A 21,963-nucleotide genomic window follows, 5' to 3' on the forward strand; every position below is an offset into this window, starting at 1 on the left:
CCTCACTCCGCCGCCAGCGCGACGTTCCGCCGACCTTCCGACGCGGCCAGCGGAAACACCTTGGCCGGGTTCAACAGCCAGGCTGGGTCAAAGACGTCCTTGACCGCCATCTGCGCTTCCAAGTCGATCGGATCGTACTGGTCCACCATCAGGTCGCGCTTCTCGATGCCCACGCCATGTTCGCCGGTCAGGCAGCCGCCGACCTCGACACACAGTTTCAGGATCTCCGCCCCGAAGGCCTCGCAGGTCTCCAGCTGCCCCGGCTCATTGGCGTTGAACAGGATCAGCGGGTGCATGTTGCCGTCGCCGGCGTGAAACACGTTGGCGACGTCCAGGCCGAATTCCCTGGACATCTCGCCGATGCGGCGAAGGACGTAGGGCAGTTCATTGACCGGAATCGTGCCGTCGAGGCACATGTAGTCGTTGATGTTGCCCATCGCGCCAAAGGCGGATTTCCGGCCCAGCCAGATCCGGGCCGCCTCGTCGGCGCTCTGCGCCTCGCGCAATTCCACCGGGTTGTGGCGCCGGGCGATCTGCAGGATCAGGCCAAGCTGCTCGTCGATCTCTGCCGCGCTGCCCTCGACCTCGACGATCAGCAGCGCCTCGCAGTCGGGATAACCCGCCTTGGCGAAATCCTCGGTTGCACGGATGCAGGGGCGGTCCATGAACTCGATCGCCACGGGCAGGACGCCCGCCTTGATGATGTCACTGACGCATTCGCCCGCCACTTCGTTCGAGTCGAATCCCATCAGCACCGGCCGCGCGCCCTCGGGCTTGCGCAGGATGCGCAGCGTCGCCTCGGTCACGACGCCAAGCTGCCCCTCGCTGCCGCAGATCAGCCCCAGCAGGTCCAGCCCGCCCGCATCCAGATGCGCCCCGCCGATCTCGACCACCGTGCCGTCCATCTGCACCAGGGTCACGCCCAGCAGGTTGTTCGTCGTCACGCCGTATTTCAGGCAATGCGCCCCGCCCGAGTTCATGGCGATATTCCCGGCTATCGCGCAGGCCAACTGCGACGAGGGGTCGGGGGCGTAAAAGAAATCCTCTTCCTCCACCGCGCCGGTCACGCTCAGGTTGGTGCGCCCGGTCTGCACGCGGATGATGCGGTCGGCGTAGTCCGTCTCCAGCACCTCGTTCATGCGCGCCACGCCCAGGATCACCGAATCCGCCGTCGGCAACGCGCCCCCCGCCAGCGAGGTGCCCGACCCCCGCGGCACCACGGGCACGGCTTCCTCGTGGCAGATCTTCAGCACGGCGGCGACCTCTTCGGTCGAGGAAGGGAGCACAGCGGCCAGCGGCGGACAGCGGTAGGCGGTCAGCGCGTCGCATTCATAGGCGCGCGTCTCCATCTCGTCCTCGATCACCGCGTCGGCGGGCAATACGCTGCGCAACCGCTCGACGATCCGCGCCTTCTTGGCCAGGATGGCGGGGTTCGGCTCTGGCATCTGCATTTCGGGTCTCCTCGGGCACAGCGGCATCGGGGCAATTGGTAAGAAGATATAACCAAAAACCCCTGCGCGCCACCGGGAATCGCGTTGCGGCGGCGCGGCATCTTGCCATTTTTCCGGCTACAGGGTCAGGTGCGTGCATGAGTTGGGTCAAGATCATTCATCTACTTTGCGTCATGGGCTGGATGACCTCCATCTTTGCCGTGCCGCGCGCGATCATCTACTGGAAGCGTGAGCACGCGCGGCTGGGCGAAAACGGACCGCTGGGCGACCTGACGTTCCGGCTCTATCGGTTTTCCTTTGGCCTGGGCGTGATCGCCATCATCACCGGCGTCTGGTACGGGACCTGGCTGGGCTGGCCCGCCTGGCTGCACCTCAAGGCCACGCTGGTCGTGCTGCTGGCGGCGCATTACCTCTGGACCGGGCGGCTGGTGCGTCGGGCACAGCGGGGCATCTTCACCGAAAGCGACATGTACCTGCGCATCTTCAACGAGGTCAGCGTGATCGGCACCATCGCGATCCTCTGGGTCGTCGTGGCGCAGCCCTTCTGATGACCTGGGAGACGTTGCGCGCCGGGTTCACCCTCTGGGATGCTGGCGCGCTGGCGCTGCTGGTCCTCGCCTGGGCCGGCGCGACCTGGTTCATCGAGCATCCGCCACGGGGGCGGCCCTCCACCTCTGTCCTGATGGCAGGCTATCGCCGGGCCTGGATGGAGGTCTTTGTCACCCGCGATCCGCGCATCTTCGATTCGCAGATCGTCGGCAGCCTGCGTCAGGGCACGGCGTTTTTCGCCTCGGCAAGCATGATCGCCATCGGTGGCGGGTTCGCCCTGATCGGCAATGCCGACCGGCTGCGCGGGGTGGCGCAGGACCTGGCGCCCTCGGTCGATCCGGTGGTGGTGCTGGAAATCAAGCTGATGCTGATGATGTTCTTTGCCGCCAATGCCTTTCTGAAATTCGTCTGGTCACACCGGCTGTTCGGCTATGCCTCGATCCTCATGGCGGCGGTCCCGAACGAGGCCGATCATCCGGCGGCCTATCCACGCGCCCGCAAGGCGGGGGAAATCAATGTCACCGGCGCGCGCAGCTACAATCGCGGGCTGCGCTCGGTCTATTTCGGGATTGCCTCGGCGGCCTGGCTGATCGGGGCGGCTGCCCTGATCCTGGCCACGCTGATCACGCTTGCGGTCATCCTGCGGCGCGAGTTTGCCTCCGGCTCGCGCGAGGTCCTGCTGGCAGACAGCGACAAGATGGAATGACCAGGCCCCGGCCCCGATCCGAGACCGCCCTCCGCGCTTCGTGATCCACAGCGTGGTGCAGGGCTGCTAGGCTGAACGCATGAGACACCTCGCTGCTTTCCTTTTCTTCGCCGCCCCCGCGCTTGCCGACCCGCCGCAGATTGACCGCGTCGAAGCAGGGCGCAGCGGCGACAGTTGGCAGTTTTCCGTCACGCTCTCCCACCCGGACACCGGCTGGGATCATTATGCCGACGGCTGGCGCGTGGAACTGCCGGACGGCACGGCCCTGGGGACCCGGGAGTTGTTGCATCCGCATGTGAACGAACAGCCCTTTACGCGCTCGCAGTCCGGCATCGTTCTCCCCGAAGGCACGGCCCGGGTCATGATCCGGGTCATGATCCGGGCGAAATGTTCGGTCGACGGCTGGTCTGCCGAAGCCGTGCCCTTTTCGCTGCCGTAGGGCGGGGGTCACCCCGCCGCCCTGCCAGCGGTCTCAGCTCCGCCCTTCGCGCATCCAGGCGCCGACGATCAGCCCGGCAGCCAGAAGCAGAACCAGCCACTCCGGCGCCAGCGGGGTCTGGCGGACATCCAGCGTCTCGTAGGCCTCGCGCGGGGTCAGCCCGATCCAGCCGCGTCCTGCGGCAGGCCGCCCGGCACGCACCTCGCGGATCGAGGGCAGCCCCTCTTCCAGCCGCATGACGCCGCCGCGCATCTCGTCGATGATCGGCGCCAGCGCCGCGCCGGATGCAATGGTCTGGACAAACTCGCGTGGCGCCGAGGGGCCAAGCCCCACCACCGCCGACAGCGCGTTTTCCTCCAGCCGGTAAAGACCGATCTGGGGCCCGTCGTAGATCGCCTCGTAACGGCCCGGGCTGACCTCTTCCAGCGGCACCTGCACCTCGTCGCCATCGGGCGTTGTCACGGTCACGTCGCCCACGAACTCGTTAAGGGTGCGGCGCACGATGCGCATGCTTTGCCCGGCAGGTTCGGCCCAGAGCGCCTCTTCCTCCAGTTCGGGTTCCTTCATCATCCAGTGCGCCAGCCGCCGCAGCAGGTCCAGCTGCGGCCCGCCGCCCTCGTAGCCCCGGCTCCACAGCCAGGCCTGGTCCGAGGCCAGCAGCGCCACGCGCCCCTCGCCCACGCGGTCCAGCACCAGCAGGGGGCGGTCGTCCACGCCGGACATGACCACGTCGCCCTTGATCGGCTGCACCTCGATCTGGCGCAGCCAGCGGCCCCAGTCATCCGCGCCGGACAGGCCCGATGTCACCGGGTGACGCTGGCCAAGGTCGGTCACGGCGGGCTTGTAGCCCTGGTCGACCACCCGCGCGGTCGGTTCCGCCGGCAGGATGTCCGCCAGCGGCGAGCGGTAGATCGAATCCGCCGAGGCGAAATCCGGCCCCGCGGCGACCAGCACGGCGCCGCCCTTTTCGACGTAGTTGCGCACGTTGTCGAGGTAGATGGCGGGCAGGATGCCGCGCCTCTTGTAGCGGTCGAAGATGATCAGGTCGAAATCGTCGATCTTGTCGAGGAACAGCTCTCGTGTCGGGAAGGCGATCAGCGAAAGTTCGTTGACCGGCACACCGTCCTGTTTTTCCGGCGGCCGAAGGATGGTGAAATGCACCAGGTCGACGGAGGAGTCCGATTTCAGCAGGTTGCGCCAGGTGCGCCCGCCCGCGTGCGGTTCGCCCGAAACCAGCAGCACGCGCAGCCGGTCGCGCACTCCGTTGATCTGGATCAGCGCCTTGTTGTTGCGGTCGGTCAGCTCTCCATCCGCCTCGGGCACTGTGAACTCGATCACGTTCAACCCGCCGTGGGGCAGGGTGATTGGCAGGGTCAGGTCCTCGCCGATGGGCACGGTAAAGCGGTCCGCCTCGTCGCCGTCGACCGAGATCAGGATATCGGTGCGGGTGTCGCCGGGCGCGGCGCCGTTGTCCTCGATCCGCAAGGTCAGTTCGACCTCCTCGCCCAGGATAGCAAAGGACGGTGCGTTGCGCACGACCAGGCGCCGGTCCCAGTCGTTTTCCTTGCCGGTCATCAGCAGGTGCATGGGCGCAGGCAGGTCAGGCGCGCGTTCAAGGTCATGCAGGCGGCCATCCGATAGCAGCAGGATACCGGCGATGCGCCCGCGCGGTTCCTCGGCCAGCGCATTGGACAGGGCCGTCATCAACAGTGTGCCGGTGTCGCCTTCGCCATCCGGGACGGGAATGCGGCGCACCTCGGTGTTGGGGCGCGCGTCAAGCTGGGCCTCCAGCCGCGCGGCGGCCTCGGTGGTGATGTCGGTACGCTCTGCCAGCTGCTGGGAGGCGGTCTCGTCCACCAGCATCAGCACGATGTCCGAGAGTGGCGCGCGGTCCTCGACCTGGTAGGAGGGTTGCGCCAGTGCGCCCACGAGGATCACACCGGCAAGGAAACGCAGCGCCCAGCCCGACAGACCGCGCCACAGCGCCAGGCCCGTGCCCAGCAGCGCCAGCGCCGCCAGTATGGCAATCGCCGCCCAGGGGAGCAGCGGGTCGAATACAATCTGTCCGTTCATCTCTGCTCTCGCTTATTGGCCCAGGCGGTCCAGCAGGGCGGGGACATGGACCTGGTCGGATTTGTAGTTGCCGGTCAGGACGTGCATCACGAGGTTCACGCCGAACCGATATGCGATCTCGCGCTGGCGTTCCCCGGTAAAGCCGCTGCCGATGGGCACCAGCGGATTGCCGTTGCCATCCATCGCCCAGGCGGCGGCCCAGTCGTTGCCGCCGATGACCACCGGGGTCACGTTGTCGTTGAGGTCGCGAAAGGGCATGCCCTCGATCAGTTCCGCGTCCGGCGGCGCGGCCTCGACCCAGACCTCGCGGCCGGCGTAACGCCCGGGGAAGTCCTGCAGCAGGTAGAATGTTCGGGTCAGGACATGGTCCTCGGGCACCGGCTCCAGTGGCGGGATATCCAGCGGCGCGGCCAGTTGCTGCAGCTTGCGGCCCTGCGGAGTTGCGGCGCCGAAGCCGGCGATATCCGCGTCGCGGGTGTCAAAGACGATCATGCCGCCGGTGCGCAGGTAGGTGTTCAGCTTGGCATAGGCCTCACGCGAGGGGGTCGGCTGATCGGCGGTGATCGGCCAGTAGAGCATCGGGTAAAAGGCCAGTTCGTCCGACTCCAGGTCGACGCCCACCGGCGGGTTCGGTTCGACCGAGGTGCGAAAGTACAGCGTGTCGGACAATCCGCGCAGCCCGGCCTCTGACAGGTCGTCGATGCGGCTGTCGCCGGTCAGGACATAGGCCAGAACGACTTCCGTTGCGGCGGCGATGGCCGCGCGATCTTCTGCCGTCTGGGCCTGCCCGTGCTGCGGCGTCAGCACCAGCGCGCCCAGTACGATCCCGGCGGACACCGCGCCCCGCAGCCGCCCCGAAAGCGCCAGAGAGGCGATCACATCCGCCAGCAGCAGCGCGATGGCGGCGGCCAGCAGCCAGCCCGCCAGCGGTTTCTCCTGCGGCTGAACGATGCCCTCGACCGGGATGCGTTCGGGCCAGATCATCGGGGTCAGCTCCATGTCGATGGTGACGACGTTGCGCGCCAGGCTGCGATCCTCGCCCTGGTAGACGCCGGGGCGCAGGTCCGGCCCCAGGGGCGCGGCGACCAGGTCCGGGCCATCGACGCCGGGCAGGGTGCTTGCCTCGCGCGGGCGGCCAAAGGCATCCAGCACGCGGATCGGCTGCCAGACGGTGCCTTCCATGTCCTCGATCTCGGGCTGGGCAGCGGCAGAGGACACGGCCAGCCGTTCCAGCATCTGCACGAAGAGACCGGACAAGGGCAGCGAGGACCATTCGGCATTGGCGGTGACATGGAACAGCACCACCTGGCCCTGTCCCACGGATTTGCGCGTCACCAGCGGCGTGCCATCGGACAGCTGCGCGACCACGCGCGCCGCCAGCGTCGGATCTGGCTGCGCCATGACCTGGCTGTTCACGGTCACATCGTCGGGGATCTCGAGGCCGAAAAACGGGCTTTCCTCGGTGAAGGGCGCCAGCGCCTTGGGTTCGCCCCAGCTCATCGCGCCGCCCACGGTACGGCCCCCGGCGCGCAGGCGCACGGGCATCAGGGGATCTTCAAGGTCGCGGCTGATGTCCGAGGCCGCAAGCTTTGGCCCGGCAAAGCGCAGCAGCATCCCGCCCTTCTCCAGCCACTCCAGCACGGCCTCTTCCTCGGCGGGCGACAGGGTGGCCACGTCGGCCAGGATGATGACGTCCGGGTTGGCGGGCAGGATGTCCAGCAGGGCGCCGTCCAGCAGGTCGGCGGTCGGCTCCAGCGCCTTTTCCAGGTAGTGCAGCGGCGACAGCAGCTCCAGCCCCTCGCGGTCGGTCGCGCCCGCGATCAGGGCGACCTCGCGGCGGCGCAGGCTGTCGTCCGGCAAGGTGACGGCCCCGGCGCTGCGGGCGCCCTCGATCTCGAACCGTTCGATGCGGGCGCGCAACTCGGCGGGGAGGGCGATCTCGGTGATCGTTTCCATCATCCCGGCCTCGAAGGTCAGCGTGTTGCGCGTCAGCACCGCCGGATTGCCCGCCGGGTCCTTGCCATGCCCGGCCAGCGTCACCTCGGCCTCGGGGCCTTCGCGCAGGCGGCGCGCGGTGATCAGCAGGTTGCCCTCGGAGATTTGCGCGGGTTCCAGCGCATACAGCGTGCGGGGCGCCTCGAAGACGGTCACGCGGCCACGCGCTTCCAGCGAGGCCAGCAGATCCTCGCGGCCTTCGCGGGCCAGGGCATCGGACATCCAGTAGGTGTCGAAGCCGTCCTCGGGCAGCAGCTCGATGGCGCGGGCGATGTTGTCACCGCTGGGCTGCCAGGGTTCGGGCAGGATGCCGGACAGCCGCGTGCGCAGCACGTCGGCGCTGAGGAATTGGACCTGTTCGGGATCGGTCAGGCGCATCACCGCCACGGGCCGCGCATCGCGCCCCGCCTCGGCCAGCAAGCCGTCCAGCGCGATCATCCGCCCGCGCCAGTCGGCGGCAGAGGCCCAGCTGGCATCCATCACCACCAGCAAGGGCCCGTCGCCCGCTGCCTCGGTGTCATTGTCGGGGTTCAGCACCGGCCCGGACAGTCCCACGATCACCGCCGCCACCGCCAGCATCCGCAGCAGCAACAGCCACCAGGGGGTGCGGTCTGTTACCTGTTCCTCGTCCTTGAGGCCCAGGAGCAGGACAACACCCGGGAACATCCGCCGGATCGGCGCAGGCGGCACCGCCCGCAGGATGATCCAGAGGATGGGCAGTGCAAGCAGCCCCAGCAAGAGCCAGGGCGTCGTGAAACCGATCAGGCCGAAAAGCGTCATCCGTGGCTCCCGTCCAGCGCGCGATAGACCCAGAGAAGGGCCGATTGCGCGGTCTGGTCCGTGTGATGGGTAAAGTGCTGCCAGCCGGTCAGCCGACAGATCGCGTCCAGCCGCGCCTTGCGCTCGGCCAGCCGCTGCAGATAGGTCTCGCGCAGGTCGCCGGCCTTGAGCGTTTCATGCCGCATGGTCTGGTTCATGCTTTCAAAGATCGTGCGGCCGTCAAAGGGAAAGGCCTCTTCCGTCGGGTCCAGCACCTGCAACAGGACACCGCGCACGCCGCGGTCCGCGGCCTTGGTCAGCGCCGCCTCGACCGGTTCGACGTCGCCCAGGAAATCCGACACGAACAGCGCCTTGGCATTCGGCAACATGCCGCGTGCCTCTGGTTCGGCGTAGTCGTCCTCGCCGTCCTCGGAAAACATCTCGGCCAGACGCAGGGTCTGCATGTCGCCCCGACGCGGCGGCAGGCGCCAGCCGGTCAGGCCGACGCGTTCACCGCCCCGGATCAGCAGGATAGAGGCGGCCAGTGCCACCAGTCGTGCGCGATCTGCCTTGGTCGGCAGGTTCTTGTGGCTGGAAAAGCGCATCGAGGCGCCGGGATCGACCCAGACCTGCACGCTTTGCGCGATCTGCCATTCGCGCTCGCGCACGAATTGCTCGTCCCCGCGCGCCGACCGGCGCCAGTCGATGGACCGATAGCTGTCCCCGGGTTGAAGCGTGCGATATTGCCAGAAATCATCGCCAAGCCCGGCGCGCCGCCGGCCGTGGTCGCCCAGCAAGACGGTGCCGGCAAGATGTTCGGCGCGCGCCAGCAGGGCCGGGAAACGCCCGGCCTCTTCCTGGGCGCGGGTGCGCAGATGGGCAACGGTGGCTGTCACGCCGCGGCCTCGGTCCGGCGCAACCCTGCGGCGACTTCGTCGATCAACGCGCCAAGGTCCTCACCGCGCGCACGCGCCGAGAAGGTTAGCGCCATGCGGTGCACCAGAACCGGCTTGGCCATGTCCAGCACATCCTCGGGCGAAGGCGCCAGGCGGCCCTGCAGCAGGGCACGGGCGCGCACCGTCAGCATCAGCGCCTGCGCGGCACGCGGGCCGGGGCCCCAGGCGACGATGTCCCTGACCCGCTCGGGCGAGGAGGGATCAGAGGGGCGGAAGGCGCGCACGAGGTCCAGGATCATTTCGACCACCGCATCGCCCACGGGCATCCGGCGCAGAAGTGTCTGTGCGGCGATCAGCTCCTCGCCGGTGAAGACCTGGTGCGACTGTGCCTCTTCGGTGCCGGTTGTCGCCAGCAGGATGTCCTTTTCCGTTCCGCGATCCGGGTAGGCCACGTCGATCTGGACAAGGAACCGGTCAAGCTGCGCCTCGGGCAGTGGATAGGTGCCTTCCTGTTCGATTGGGTTCTGCGTGGCGAGAACGTGGAACGGTGCCTCGAGCGAGCGCGTCTGCCCGGCGACCGTCACCTGCTTTTCCTGCATCGCCTGCAACAGCGCCGACTGCGTCCGGGGTGAGGCGCGGTTGATCTCGTCGGCCATCAGCAGCTGGCAGAAGATCGGGCCTTCGATGAACTTGAAGGTCCGCTCGCCGTTGGCGCCGGTCTCCAGCACTTCGGAGCCGAGGATGTCGGCGGGCATCAGGTCGGGCGTGAACTGCACGCGGTTGCCATTGAGCCCCATGACCGTCGACAGGGTTTCCACCAGCCGGGTCTTGCCAAGGCCCGGCAGGCCGATCAGCAGCGCATGCCCCCCGCACAGGAGCGACGACAGGGTCAGGTCGACGACCCGTTCCTGCCCGATGAAGCGCGCCGTGATCGACCGCTTGGCCTCGGCCAGCTTGTCTTCGAGCGCCTCGATCTCGGCGACCAGATCCTCGGCCGCGCCTGCGTGATCGGACATGTCATCTCTCCATTGCATACTATCTCTTTGGGTAAGTATGTATCGACTGGGAAGGGAATGGCAAAAACTATGAGCGGACAAAATCTCGTGACCCCGTCTGCCGACGGCCTTGCCGCCTCGGCCAGAGAGGCCCGAAAAGGCAAGGGCCTGCCGCCCGTGCACAAGTGGAATCCGCCCTTTTGCGGCGATCTCGACATGCGTATCGCGCGGGACGGGACCTGGTTCTACCTTGGCACGCCCATCGGCAGATTCGAGCTGGTGCGCCTGTTTTCCTCGATCCTGCGCAAGGATGGGGATGATTATTTTCTGGTCACTCCGGTCGAAAAGGTCGGGATCACCGTCGATGACGCGCCTTTCGTGGCCGTCGATTTCGAGGCGGAGGGTGAGGGCGAGTCGCAGGTCCTGACCTTCGAAACCCATGTGGGCGATCATGCCGCCGCCGGTCCGGATCACCCGATCCGGGTGGAACGCGATCCCGAGACGGGCGAGCCATCGCCCTACGTCCTGGTCCGGGCCAACCTCGAGGCGCTGATCGACCGCAAGAGCTTTTACCGGCTGGTGGACCTGGGCGCGCATCACGACGGCTGGTTCGGGGTCTGGTCCTCTGGTCAATTCTTTCCGATCATTCCATCCGAGGACCTGGGCTGAGACCGGCGTCTTTCGGCGGGACAGCGGGCGAGGGCCATGCTAGAGGCAGCCGCGAACCCAGGATATTCCCCGGAAACGGAACACAGACGCCATGACCGACACCAAACGCATCGTCCTTTCCAGCGACCACGCCGCCATCGACCTGCGGCAGGCCATCGCCCGGCACATCGAGGCGAAGGGCTGGGAGGCGGTGGACATCGGCCCGACAACGCCCGAAAGCACCCACTATCCCGAACATGGTGCCGCCGCGGCGCGCAAGGTGGCCTCGGGCGACTGCGCCCTGGGCATCATCCTGTGCGGGACCGGGCAGGGCATCATGATGGCCGCGAACAAGGTGCCGGGCATCCGTTGCGGCGTCTGCGCCGATCCGTTTTCCGCCCGCATGATCCGTGCCCACAACGACGCGCAGATCCTGTCGCTGGGCGCCCGCGTCGTGGGTGAAGGGCTGGCGCTTGAGATCGTCGACGCCTTCCTCGAAACGGAATTCGAGGGCGGCCGCCACGGCACCCGCGTCGACATGATCAAGGCGTTGGAAACCTGAACCGCTCTGCCGGGCCGGGCGCTCAGTCGCCCAGCTTGGCGTGCACCTCGTCCAGGTCGATTTCGCCAATGGGCATCTTGTTGCCCGGGTTGTCGAAATCGTATTTGAACAGGTCGAAGTCCCGGCCATAGATCTCCTTGACCAGGTGCATCGACAGATCGTCGAAGTAGTCCTCGACCGGATGCGCGCGTTTCGGGCCGTGGCCTTCGGATTCGTTGAATCGGGGGATCGCGGTCAGGTCGACCGTGTGGGGCGTCCGGATATGGTCCAGCACGTCCTGCATCCCCTCGTTGAACTTTTCCGTCCAGATGATGCGGTCATAGCGCCCGCCGTTCACGATGAAGGTGCCGACATGGCCTGACATGGCCGACCAGTGAATGTCCGGTTCCATCGGGCGGCGCCAGCGGATCGTGTCGCGCGCGAACAGCAGGAAACGGCGGAAACTGCGCACCTGGTCGAAGTCGAACCCGTTTTCCGGGTCGCCCACCTCGACCCCGTATTTCTGCATCAACAGCGGGACCATGTTGCCGCGATAGCGCTTGCCGTTGCGCTGGATGCCGCAGATCTTGTCGAAAAAGCTGGACAGGACGCGGGTATAGGGGTTCCGCACGCAGGTGAAAGCGTAGGAATTGCGCGTCTTCACGTTGGCACTGATGATCGGCTGGCTGTGGTCCTGCGCCCATTTGTGCAGACCCTGCTTGGCGTCGTGGATGTCACCGTCGAAGAATGTGCCGTGGTCCGAAAAGTAGAGGATCTGCCCGATCGTCGAGCAGGCGCACTTGGGCACGACGCGGTACAGGACGCTTTCGCTCTCGGTCATCCAGGTGCCGGGAAACCCCATCAGTCTTGTCCCTTTGTCGCCTGCGGTGGCGGTCGGCTGCGGAAAATCCGCGCAAAGCAGGTTTATTCAACAGAAATTCACCTCTATCAACATAAACAATCGGGCGAAATTGGGGCGATTGGTTCTCTGGATGGCGAAAATTGCCTTCATCCTTTTGTGTCACAAGGATCCTGACGCCATCATCAAGCAGGCGCAGAGCCTGACCGCCGTGGGCGATTACATTTCCATCCATTTCGATGCCCGCGCCGGGGCGCAGGACTTTGCCCGCATCAAGACCGCGCTCAAGGACAACCCCAACGTGACCTTCGCCCGGCGGATCAAATGCGGCTGGGGGGAATGGAGCCTGGTGCGCGCCACGCTGAACGCGGTCGAAGCGGCGGTGGACGCCTTTCCGCGCGCGACGCATTTCTACATGGTCTCGGGCGATTGCTTGGCGATCAAGTCCGCCGAATACGCACATGCCTTTCTGGACCGCCGCGAATGCGACTACATCGAGAGCTTCGACTACTTCCAGTCGGACTGGATCAAGACCGGCTGGAAGGAAGAGCGCCTGATCTACCGCCACTGGTTCAACGAACGCACTCAGAAACGCCGGTTCTACGCGATGTTCGAGGCGCAGAAGCGATTGGGCCTGACGCGAAAGATCCCGGACGACATCGAGGTCATGATCGGCAGCCAGTGGTGGTGCCTGCGCCGCCGCACGATCGAATGGATCCTTGATTTCGTGAAGACGCGCCGCGACGTGGTGCGCTTTTTCGCCAGCACCTGGATCCCGGATGAAACCTTCTTTCAGACCCTCGTGCGCCATCTCGTGCCAGAGCAGGAGATCGAGAGCCGCACCCTGACCTTCCTGCTGTTCACCGACTACGGGATGCCGGTGAATTTCTACAACGATCACTATGACCTCCTGCTGAGCCAGGACTACCTGTTCGCGCGCAAGATCAGCCCCGAGGCGACAGAGCTGCGCCGCCGACTGGGCGTGCTCTATGCCGCCGAAACGGCGCGGTTCCAGGTCTCGAACGAGGGGCGGTCGCTGTACCGCTTCCTGACCGAACGGGGCCGGACGGGACGTCGGTTCGCGCCCCGTTTCTGGGAAACCGAAAGCAGCCTGGGGCGCGAACGCGAACTGCTGATCGTGATCTGCAAGAAATGGCACGTCGCCAAGCGGCTGACCGACCGTATCCGGCAGATGACGAATATTCCCTGCATCGAGTACCTGTTCAACGAAGACAGCTGCCCCTTGCCGGACCTCGGCGGCATCCAGTCCACCATGTCCAAGCGCCACCGCCACCGCCGGGCCCTGATGCGGATGCTGTACGACTACTACGAGACCGACCGGCTGGTGATCTGCATGGACCCGGCCAACCTGGACCTGCTGGAGGATTTCGGTCGCGATCGGGCGCAGACCCGCATGCTGGAGATCGAGTGCCACTTCTCGGACGATTACCTGGCTGGCCATGCCATGCGCTCGGGGCTGGCCGGGGAACGCACCCCGCCCGAGACGCTGGCGCGGCTGTTGCCCACCGTGCGCAACGACCTGCTGCACGAAAGCGACCGCATCCGTGACGCCAAGTTCGACAATCACCTGCGCCTGCGCGAGATCGACCCGCGAGAGGCCCATGCCCAGGCCCTGGCCGGCTTCCTTTCGGTGCCTGCAAGTGTCGCGCAGGAGATCGTGGCGCTGGATCAACTTTTCGCGGATTGAGCCGCCCGCGTGCCAAGAAAGCGGTGGCGTTCCCAGCCGCAGCGGCTATGCCAAGGGCAAGGTCCGCGCCCCGGAAACCGGGGCCGGACATCCACCAGACACAGCCCCAGCAGCAACAGGACTCGCGGCATGGCCTATACCTACGATCCGAAAAACATCTTCGCCAAGATCCTGACCGGCGAGATCCCCAACAAGACGGTGCTGGAGACAGAGCACACGCTGGCCTTTCGCGACATCTACCCGCAGGCGCCGGTGCATGTGCTGGTGATCCCCAAGGGCGCCTACGTCTGCTACGACCATTTCGCGCAAGAGGCATCGGACGCCGAGATCCTGGACTTCAACCGGGTGATCGGCGAGGTCTGCCGGATGGAGGGACTGGAGGCCGGAGGCTACCGGGTGATTTCCAACGCGGGCCGGGACGGCGTGCAGGAAGTGCCGCATCTGCACGTTCACATCCTGGCCGGCCGCCCGCTGGGCCGGATGCTGGCCAAGGACTGATCCAGAGGCGCGCCCTGCGGGCGCACAGGGTGTCTCGCCCTGCGGCCTTTGGCCTGCGGGCTCGGGGTGTGTGGGGAGTGAACGCCCCTGCCCGGCGGAGCCTCGCCTGACCCGGCGGGGCGGGGGTATTTTTGCCAAGAAGAAGCCCGGGTGTGGGCGGGTTCAGGCCGCGGTGCTGCTGGTCAGGGCGAGGAAGACATCCTCGAGGTCCGGTTCCTCGGTCCTCAGCTCGCGGATGCGAATGCCGGCGGATTGCACCGCGGCCAGCACCTCTTCGGCGCGGGTCTGGGTCGAACGGTAGGTGAGGGCGAGGCTGCCATCGGGGCGGGTCTCTGCCTCGATCCCCTCGGCCTGCGGCAGTTGCTTTGGCGTTTCTTCGGGCTGGATCACCATCGTGCGCGCGTCAAGCCGCCCCAGCAGGTTCGAGGTGCTGTCCTGTGCCACCAGCTGGCCGTGGTTGATGATGGCGATTTCATCGCACATCTCCTCGGCTTCTTCGAGGTAGTGGGTTGTCAGGATGATGGTCATGCCGCGCTCGCGGTTGAGCTTGCGGACGTTGTTCCAGAGCATCTGCCGCAGCTCGATGTCGACGCCGGCCGTGGGTTCGTCCAGCACCAGCACCTGCGGCGAATGCACCAGTGCCTTGGCCAACAGCAGGCGACGGCGCATGCCACCGCTGAGCGTGCGTGCATAGGCCTCTGCCTTGTCGCTCAGGCCGACCATTTCCAGGATCTCGTCGGTGCGGCGCTGCGATTTCGGCACGCCGTAAAGCCCCGCCTGCACCTCCAGCGCGCCGCGCGGGGTAAAGAACGGGTCGAGGTTGAGTTCCTGCGGCATGACGCCGATGGCGGCACGGCTCTGGCGCGGGTTGCGGTCCTGGTCCCAGCCCCAGATCTGCACCTGGCCCGCGGTCTTGATGACCAGCCCGGCGAGGATGTTGATCAGCGTCGATTTGCCCGCGCCGTTCGGCCCTAGCAGGCCAAAGACCGAGCCTGCAGGCACCGCAAGATCGACGCTCTTCAGCGCCTGTTTGCCGCCCGCATAGGTCTTGGTCAGGCCCTCGATGCGGATTGCGGCGTCATTCTGCCCCTTGTCCAACGGCTTGCTCCCCTTCTCCGCTTTGGTCATAAGGCAAATAGGCCAGAGCATCGCGAAAGGGAACCAGATGACGACCCAAGCGCCCGAGACCAAGATTGTCGAGAGCTATCGCATCGCCTGTGACGGCGGCGAAGGGGCCCTGGGCCATCCCCGGGTCTGGTTGCAGATCCCGGTCGAGACCGGCTTTGTCGAATGCCCCTATTGCGACGCGAAATACGTCCACAAGGATTTCGAGGGCAAGGCCTGAGCCATTCTGTGATCCGCGTCACAGGATCTGTGCGCGGGTGGTGATTGGGGCGTCGCGTTGCGCGCCCTATGTTGTGGCAAACCCATGAGGAGTTTGCCATGACTTTCCGACCTGTCACCTCTCAATCCGCCGCGCAGCCCACGCTGGAGGGCGCCGGCGTGCACCTCCACCGCGTCTTCGGCTTTGGCGATACCACCGAGAGCGATCCCTTCCTGTTGCTGGACGATTTCCGCAACGAGGACCCGGCGCATTACCTGAAAGGCTTTCCCTGGCACCCGCACCGGGGGATCGAAACCATCACCTATGTCCTCGAGGGCGAGGTGACGCATGGCGATTCGCTGGGCAACGAGGGCGTGCTTGGCGCCGGGTCGGTGCAGTGGATGACCGCCGGGTCGGGCATCCTGCACCAGGAGATGCCGCGCGGGAATGCCAAGGGGCAGATGCATGGCTTTCAGCTCTGGGCGAACCTGCCGTCCTCGCTGAAGATGACGGCGCCGCGTTACCAGGACATCCAGGGCGCCGACATCCCCGAGATCATCGACGATGACGGCACCCGGGTGAAGGTCGTCACCGGCGCCTTCTGGGGCAAGCGTGGGCCGGTTGACGGGATCGCCGCCGATCCGCTGTACCTCGATGTCTCGGTGCCGCCGAACGTGACAAAGGTTTTGCCCATCGACACTCGGGCCAATGCCTTTGCCTATGTCTTTGCCGGGGCCGGGCGTTTTGCCGATGCCGCCGATCCCGTCGGCGTGCGCGTCGAGAAAGAGTTTGGCGGGCAGGAGGTGAACATCCGCGACATGTCGGGCAACCGCACGCTGGTGCGCTTTGGCAACGGCGATGAGGTCAAGGTCAGCGCGGGGCCCGAGGGGGTGCGTTTCCTGCTGGTCGCGGGCAAACCGATCCAGGAACCGGTGGCCTGGCATGGGCCCATCGTGATGAACACGCAAGGCGAGTTGCGCAAGGCCATGCAGGACCTGCACAACGGAACCTTCATCAAGCCCGCGCATTGATCGAACCCCGGGTGAGGGCCAGGCAGCCCTCACCCGGGGTCACGAGTTGCTTACCCTTTCGTGCCAGGGTGTTTGCATTCAACCTTCGTACGGATACCCTGACCCCATGACGGCAAACCGGGACATTCCCATCGCCCTGCCCGACCGGGAAGAGCGGGCTTACAGCCGGGCGGAACTCGCCAGCGACATGGCCGTGCACCTGGCGGCGCTGGTCATGGCCCTGGCGGCGGTGCCGGTGCTGATCACCCTGACGGTGGTCTGGCGGGGCGACGCGGCGGGAATTGTCGGCGTGTCGATCTATGGCGGGACGCTGATCGTCATGTTGACCGCCTCCCTGCTGTACAATCACGTCGGGCGCCCGCACATGACGGAGCTGTTCCGGCGTCTGGACATGTCGGCCATCCACCTGAAAATCGCGGGCACCTACACGCCTTTCGCGCTGCTTTCGGGGACCGGGTCCGGCCTCCTCGCCGCGATCTGGAGCGCGGCGGCCGGGGCGGCGGCGGTGATCCTGTTCAAGCGGCGCCTGCCCGCCGGGCTGGCGGTTATCATGTGCCTCGGCACCGGCTGGGCCGTGGTGATCGGCGGCTGGGACATGCTGGCGGCGCTTCCGCTGTCGGTCTGCGTGCTGATGGTGGTGGGCGGTGTGCTGTATTCCGTCGGGACGCCCTTCCTGATGGCCTCGCGCCTGCGGTTCCACAACACGATATGGCATGGCATGGTGGTCGCCGCCTCCATCGTCTTTTTCGTGGCGGTCTTCCTGGCTGCCGCCGTGCCGCATCCTGTGGTGGCGGCGCGCTGACGCTGAAATCCGCTGCTGGCACCCCGCCGCGGTTCATGGCACATCATGCGTGACATGACCTGAGCGGGAGACGAGACATGGCCAGCACTTTCGGCAAGGGATGCCACCTGCATCTGATCGACGGTTCGGCCTATATCTTTCGGGCCTTCCACGCCCTGCCGCCCCTGACCCGCAAGAGTGACGGGTTGCCCATCGGCGCGGTCAGCGGGTTCTGCAACATGCTGCACCGCTACGTCGAGGGGAACACCGGTCCCGATGCGCCGACCCACGTGGCCGTCATCTTTGACAAGGGCAGCCACACCTTCCGCAACGACCTTTACGACCAGTACAAGGCCAACCGCGAGGCCATGCCAGAGGATCTGCGCCCGCAGATCCCGCTGACCCGGCAGGCGACCGAGGCCTTCAACATCGCCTGCAAGGAGATCGAGGGTTTCGAGGCCGACGACATCATGGCGACGCTGGCCTGCCGCGCGCGCGAGGCGGGCGGGCGGGTCACGATCCTGTCGTCGGACAAGGACCTGATGCAACTGGTCGGCGACGGAGTCGAAATGCTGGACCCGATGAAGAACAAGCTCATCGACCGCGAAGGCGTGATGGAAAAATTCGGTGTTCCGCCCGAACGGGTCGTGGACGTGCAGGCGCTGGCCGGGGATTCCGTCGATAATGTGCCGGGCGCGCCGGGCATCGGGATCAAGACGGCGGCCCTGCTGATCAACGAATACGGCAGCCTTGAAGAACTGCTGGACCGGGCCGAGGAGATCAAGCAACCCAAGCGGCGCCAAACCCTGATCGAAAAGCGCGAGCAGATCGAGCTGTCAAAGAAGCTGGTACAGCTGGACGAGGGCATGGAGCTGCCCTTCACGCTGGATGATCTCGAGGTACGCGACCCGGACCCCGAAGTGCTGCTGGGCTTTCTCACCCAGATGGAATTCCGCACCCTGACCAAGCGTATCGCCGACGGCCTTGGTGTCGAGGCGCCGGTGATCCCCGACACCACCCCCGAGGGCGCCAACCCCAGGGACGAGGACCCGGACTGGCCCGCCATCGACCCCGAGCGCTATGAGACCGTGGCCGACATGGAGGCGCTGCAAAAATGGATCGATCGCGCGAATGAGCGCGGCACGGTTGCCTTTGACACGGAAACCACCGGCCTGAACGAGATGACCTGCGACCTTGTCGGCATCTCGCTTTGCGTCGATCCCGGCCACGCCTGCTACATCCCGCTGACCCATCGCGGCGAAAGCGGTGAAGGGCTGTTCGAGTCGAAGGAGCTGACAGAGGGGCAGATCCCGCTGGAACAGGCGCTGGAGGCGCTCAAGCCGATGCTGGAGGACCCGGCGGTGATGAAGATCGGCCAGAACATGAAATACGACGCCAAGGTCATGGCGCGCTATGGCGTGCAGATCGCGCCCATCGACGACACGATGCTGATGTCCTACGCGATGAACGCGGGCCTGCACACGCATGGCATGGACGCGCTGGCCGAGCGCTACCTGTCGCACACCCCGATCCCGATCAAGGAGATCATCGGCAGCGGCAAGAGCCAGATCACATTCGACCAGGTGCCGATCGACAAGGCCACGCGCTATGCCGCCGAGGACGCGGACATCACCCTGCGCCTCGCCCGGACCTTCAAGCCGCAGTTGCACCGCGCCAAGGTCACCCGCGTCTACGAGGGGCTGGAACGGCCGATGGTGCCGGTGCTGGCGCAGATGGAAATGACCGGCATCAAGGTCGACCGCGAGGTGCTGCGCAACATGTCCAGCGCCTTTGCCCAGAAGATGGCGCAGCTGGAAGAAGAGATTCACGAACTGGCGGGCGAGAAGTTCAACGTCGGCTCACCCGCGCAACTGGGCGAGATCCTCTTCGACAAGATGGGGCTGGAGGGCGGCAAGCGCGGCAAGACCGGTAAGTATTCCACCGGGGCTGACATCCTCGAAGACCTGGCAACGGAACATGAACTTCCCCGCCGGGTGCTGGACTGGCGGCAGGTCAGCAAGCTGAAATCGACCTATACCGACGCGTTGCAGGAACACATCAACGCCGATACGGGCCGGGTGCACACCTCTTATTCCATTGCGGGCGCCAACACCGGGCGGCTGGCGTCCAACGATCCGAACCTGCAGAACATCCCCGTGAGGTCAGAGGAAGGGCGGCGTATCCGCACCGCCTTCATCGCGCCCGAGGGGCAGGTGCTGGTCAGCCTCGACTATTCCCAGATCGAGCTGCGCATTCTGGCCCACATGGCCGGGATCGAGGCGCTGAAACAGGCCTTCCGCGAGGGCAAGGACATTCACGCCATGACCGCGTCCGAGATGTTCAACGTGCCACTGGACGAGATGACACCGGACATTCGCCGGCAGGCCAAGGCGATCAACTTTGGCGTGATCTACGGCATTTCGGGCTTTGGCCTGGCGCGGAACCTGCGGATTCCGAGATCCGAGGCGCAGGGGTTTATCGACCGCTACTTTGAACGGTTCCCCGGCATCAAGACCTACATGGACGACACGGTGGAATTCGCCAGGGAACACAAGCGGGTCGAGACGCTGTTCGGACGCCAGATCCACACGCCCGAGATCGGCGCCAAGGGGCCGCGCGCGGGCTTTGCCAAGCGCGCCGCGATCAACGCGCCGATCCAGGGCACAGCCGCCGACATCATCCGGCGCGCGATGGTGCGGATGCCGGATGCTATCGCGGGCCTGCCCGCGCGGATGCTGTTGCAGGTACACGACGAACTGCTGTTTGAGGTCGAGAAGGGCGCGGTAGACGAGTTGATCGGCGTGGCCAAGGGCGTCATGGAAGGCGCCTGCGACCCGGTTGTGAAACTGGACGTGCCGCTGGTGGTGGATGCCGGACAGGGGGCAAACTGGGCCGAGGCGCACTGAGGCCCGCGCGTTACTTCTGCGCGATCCAGCGCCCCTCCACGCTGCGCACGATCCCCTGCGCATCCACTGTCAGGGCGGAGGTGGCGCCGCTCTCTGGTGCGACGGTTTCGTACCTGTCCTTCGCCGTCCGCCGCAGGACAAGACGCAGAGGGGTCAGGCGCAGCTGGTCCAGGTCGAGACTGGCAAGATCGACCGTGGCTTCCTCCCCGATGCCAAGCACGAGACGCCGGATTGGCAGGGTCAGCGCGGCGGGGGTAAAGCCAAGATGGATATCCTTGGCGCCCGCGACCTCCGGGGCAGGTGTCCCGTTCAGCAGCCAGTCACCCTCTGCATTGCGCTGGATGAAGATGCGGGACCGGGCACCGATCCGGACACGGCGCGTCGTCCCGTCGCCGCGCGCCCGAATACGGTACCGCAACGCGGTCCAGTCCGCATCTGTTGACGACCCGTCGATCAGAAAGCCGCCTTCGGCCTCTGCGAAACGGCATGCGTCATTTCCCGGTCCGTCCTGACGGACCCACAAGACGGCGAAAGCGCCTGCGATCATGGCTGTGCCTCCTCTTTCGGCGACAGTCTAGCACGTTACCGATGCCGTGGCGCCAATCAGTCCAGCGAGCCCTCGGGGGCCTGGATCAGCCCCCTGCCGCAGTCGATGTAAGAGGCCTCGGGACACAGCGGTTCATAAGTGGCAGAGCGGATCAGGCGGGTGGCCAGCATCGGCGCCGTCACCCTCTCTTTCTCGGCGCGCATCTTCTCGACCCAGAGCGCCGCGATCCCCACCGCATGCGCCAGCGCCATCGAGGTGCCGTTGAGCGGACGCAGCCCTTCGCCCGGACCCGCCGAGATGATGCCCACGCCCGGCGCAACCACCGCCGCGCCGGCGTTGGTAAAGGGCGCGGGGCAGAACCCCTCTTCGCCCGGTCCGCAGGCACCCACCGCCAGCACACCCGCCGCCGCCGCCGGGGCGACGGGGCCGGTTTCGAACTCGGGCGCGATGGTCCGCAGAGAGTCGTTGCCGACGGCGCCCAGCATCAGCGGCACCTGTCCGCCGCCGATCATCATCAGCAGCATTTCGCAGATGCGCAGGTTGCCGCGATAGGCATGGACCGCCGCCGCGGTTGCCAGCGGCGCGGGATAGCCCTCTTCGACCAGGGTTTCGATCTGGGCCGAGGTATCGAAGGCCAGGGCAAAGCCGACGATCTGAGCTTTTTCCTGCAAGGTCCAGAGCAGCGCGTTCAGGAAATCCTCGGACCGGCCGCGCCCGTTATCGGCCAGCACCTTGCCCACCAGCAAGTCGGTGATCCCGCGCGCCACGCCGATCCGTGTGCCGCCCTGATCGCGGCCAAGCACGGTGCCGGCCACATGGGTGCCGTGGCCGTTGGCATCCGCGATACCGGTTCCGGCGAAATCCCGTGCCGTCACCTCGACCCCGGCAAAGCAGGGATGCCCGGCGTCGATCCCCGTGTCCAACAGCGCCACCCGCACGCCGGCGCCCGACATCGGGGTCCAGTCCGCCCCGGTGGCCCGCAAACCCCAGCCGGGGACCATGTCGCAGGCGCGCAGTTCGTCCATCGGTTCGGGGGTCAGCAGGCGGGTCGGCATGGCGGGTTGGATGGTCAGCAGGTCTCGGTCGCCGGCGGTCTCGCGCAGGTCGTCCGGGGTCAGCTCGGCCACCTCGATCTGCGGGTCGGCGGGGGCATCGGCATCCTCCGGCGCAATGCCGGCACCAAGCGGCACGCGCGGCCTGCGCCAGTTTCGGGTTCTGTCCCGCAAAAGGATGTATCGCGTCATTCACCGCGTCCCG

20 protein-coding genes are annotated in these 21,963 nt (G+C 66.2%); 11 read left to right on the forward strand and 9 right to left on the reverse strand.

Features of this window, described 5'->3' with window-relative positions:
- Nucleotides 1-2: 2 nt before the first annotated feature.
- A complete protein-coding gene (locus G9Q80_RS15965; protein ID WP_088714629.1) occupies nt 3-1,451 on the reverse strand; it encodes an FAD-linked oxidase C-terminal domain-containing protein in 1,449 nt (482 codons plus the stop codon).
- Nucleotides 1,452-1,588: 137 nt separating this feature from the next.
- Between G9Q80_RS15965 and G9Q80_RS15970 the strand changes: the two genes are divergently transcribed.
- The 3 genes from G9Q80_RS15970 to G9Q80_RS15980 all read left to right on the forward strand — a co-directional run bounded on the left by G9Q80_RS15970 (nt 1,589) and on the right by G9Q80_RS15980 (nt 3,145).
- Nucleotides 1,589-1,999 carry a CopD family protein gene (locus tag G9Q80_RS15970; protein ID WP_088714630.1) on the forward strand — a complete coding sequence of 137 codons (411 nt, stop codon included), beginning with the start codon at nt 1,589-1,591 and terminating at the stop codon, nt 1,997-1,999.
- Nucleotides 1,999-2,706, forward strand: a complete 708-nt coding sequence (locus G9Q80_RS15975; protein WP_088714631.1) for a DUF599 domain-containing protein — start codon at nt 1,999-2,001, stop codon at nt 2,704-2,706. Before G9Q80_RS15970 ends, G9Q80_RS15975 begins: the two co-directional genes overlap by 1 nt.
- A 79-nt stretch (nt 2,707-2,785) precedes the next feature.
- The gene (locus G9Q80_RS15980; RefSeq protein WP_088714632.1) at nt 2,786-3,145 is read left to right on the forward strand and encodes a hypothetical protein; all 360 of its coding nucleotides are present in this window, start codon (nt 2,786-2,788) and stop codon (nt 3,143-3,145) included.
- Nucleotides 3,146-3,178: 33 nt separating this feature from the next.
- On the opposite strand, the gene G9Q80_RS15985 is transcribed toward G9Q80_RS15980, so the two are convergent.
- From G9Q80_RS15985 to G9Q80_RS16000, 4 genes are read right to left on the reverse strand one after another with little or no spacing between them, the layout of a single operon-like run.
- A complete protein-coding gene (locus tag G9Q80_RS15985) occupies nt 3,179-5,218 on the reverse strand; it encodes a glutamine amidotransferase (protein WP_088714633.1) in 2,040 nt (679 codons plus the stop codon).
- Between the two features lie 12 nt (nt 5,219-5,230).
- The gene (locus G9Q80_RS15990) at nt 5,231-7,993 is read right to left on the reverse strand and encodes a DUF4159 domain-containing protein (RefSeq protein WP_088714634.1); all 2,763 of its coding nucleotides are present in this window, start codon (nt 7,991-7,993) and stop codon (nt 5,231-5,233) included.
- A complete protein-coding gene (locus G9Q80_RS15995) occupies nt 7,990-8,868 on the reverse strand; it encodes a DUF58 domain-containing protein (protein ID WP_069210500.1) in 879 nt (292 codons plus the stop codon). Before G9Q80_RS15995 ends, G9Q80_RS15990 begins: the two co-directional genes overlap by 4 nt.
- A complete protein-coding gene (locus G9Q80_RS16000) occupies nt 8,865-9,884 on the reverse strand; it encodes an AAA family ATPase (protein ID WP_069210501.1) in 1,020 nt (339 codons plus the stop codon). Before G9Q80_RS16000 ends, G9Q80_RS15995 begins: the two co-directional genes overlap by 4 nt.
- A 69-nt stretch (nt 9,885-9,953) precedes the next feature.
- Here G9Q80_RS16000 and G9Q80_RS16005 point away from each other — a divergent pair, with 69 nt between their 5' ends.
- Both G9Q80_RS16005 and rpiB read left to right on the forward strand, forming a co-directional pair.
- A complete protein-coding gene (locus G9Q80_RS16005; protein WP_088714635.1) occupies nt 9,954-10,532 on the forward strand; it encodes a DUF1285 domain-containing protein in 579 nt (192 codons plus the stop codon).
- A 91-nt stretch (nt 10,533-10,623) separates the two neighbouring features.
- A complete protein-coding gene (gene rpiB / locus G9Q80_RS16010; RefSeq protein ID WP_088714636.1) occupies nt 10,624-11,073 on the forward strand; it encodes a ribose 5-phosphate isomerase B in 450 nt (149 codons plus the stop codon).
- Between the two features lie 22 nt (nt 11,074-11,095).
- On the opposite strand, the gene G9Q80_RS16015 is transcribed toward rpiB, so the two are convergent.
- Entirely contained in the window at nt 11,096-11,914 is an 819-nt protein-coding gene (locus G9Q80_RS16015) for a sulfotransferase family protein (protein WP_088714637.1), read from the reverse strand.
- A 130-nt stretch (nt 11,915-12,044) separates the two neighbouring features.
- On the opposite strand from G9Q80_RS16015, the gene G9Q80_RS16020 reads away from it, so the two are divergent.
- Together G9Q80_RS16020 and G9Q80_RS16025 are read left to right on the forward strand one after the other, a co-directional pair.
- Nucleotides 12,045-13,619 (forward strand): DUF5928 domain-containing protein, encoded by a 1,575-nt coding sequence (locus G9Q80_RS16020; RefSeq protein ID WP_043140422.1) that lies wholly within the window; start codon nt 12,045-12,047, stop codon nt 13,617-13,619.
- A 129-nt stretch (nt 13,620-13,748) separates the two neighbouring features.
- The gene (locus tag G9Q80_RS16025; protein ID WP_069210506.1) at nt 13,749-14,117 is read left to right on the forward strand and encodes a histidine triad nucleotide-binding protein; all 369 of its coding nucleotides are present in this window, start codon (nt 13,749-13,751) and stop codon (nt 14,115-14,117) included.
- A 162-nt stretch (nt 14,118-14,279) separates the two neighbouring features.
- Here the strand turns inward: G9Q80_RS16025 and G9Q80_RS16030 are convergent, their stop codons facing one another.
- On the reverse strand, nt 14,280-15,245 hold the full coding sequence (locus G9Q80_RS16030; protein WP_088714638.1) for an ABC transporter ATP-binding protein: 966 nt from the start codon (nt 15,243-15,245) through the stop codon (nt 14,280-14,282).
- Nucleotides 15,246-15,282: 37 nt separating this feature from the next.
- On the opposite strand from G9Q80_RS16030, the gene G9Q80_RS16035 reads away from it, so the two are divergent.
- The 4 genes from G9Q80_RS16035 (at nt 15,283) to polA (ending at nt 20,159) form a co-directional block, all read left to right on the forward strand.
- Nucleotides 15,283-15,462, forward strand: coding sequence for a zinc-finger domain-containing protein (locus G9Q80_RS16035; RefSeq protein ID WP_069210508.1), 180 nt, complete (start codon nt 15,283-15,285; stop codon nt 15,460-15,462).
- 98 nt (nt 15,463-15,560) lie between these two features.
- On the forward strand, nt 15,561-16,472 hold the full coding sequence (locus G9Q80_RS16040) for a pirin family protein (RefSeq protein WP_074621960.1): 912 nt from the start codon (nt 15,561-15,563) through the stop codon (nt 16,470-16,472).
- Between the two features lie 106 nt (nt 16,473-16,578).
- On the forward strand, nt 16,579-17,274 hold the full coding sequence (gene trhA / locus G9Q80_RS16045; protein WP_088714639.1) for a PAQR family membrane homeostasis protein TrhA: 696 nt from the start codon (nt 16,579-16,581) through the stop codon (nt 17,272-17,274).
- A gap of 77 nt (nt 17,275-17,351) precedes the next feature.
- Entirely contained in the window at nt 17,352-20,159 is a 2,808-nt protein-coding gene (gene polA, locus G9Q80_RS16050) for a DNA polymerase I (RefSeq protein ID WP_088714640.1), read from the forward strand.
- A 10-nt stretch (nt 20,160-20,169) separates the two neighbouring features.
- Here the strand turns inward: polA and G9Q80_RS16055 are convergent, their stop codons facing one another.
- Both G9Q80_RS16055 and G9Q80_RS16060 read right to left on the reverse strand, forming a co-directional pair.
- Nucleotides 20,170-20,706 carry a putative glycolipid-binding domain-containing protein gene (locus G9Q80_RS16055; RefSeq protein ID WP_088714641.1) on the reverse strand — a complete coding sequence of 179 codons (537 nt, stop codon included), beginning with the start codon at nt 20,704-20,706 and terminating at the stop codon, nt 20,170-20,172.
- A 56-nt stretch (nt 20,707-20,762) separates the two neighbouring features.
- A complete protein-coding gene (locus G9Q80_RS16060) occupies nt 20,763-21,950 on the reverse strand; it encodes a S8 family serine peptidase (RefSeq protein ID WP_088714642.1) in 1,188 nt (395 codons plus the stop codon).
- Between the last annotated feature and the right edge of the window lie 13 nt (nt 21,951-21,963).

The organism is Mameliella sp. LZ-28, assembly GCF_012274245.1.
GTDB lineage: Bacteria > Pseudomonadota > Alphaproteobacteria > Rhodobacterales > Rhodobacteraceae > Antarctobacter > Antarctobacter albus.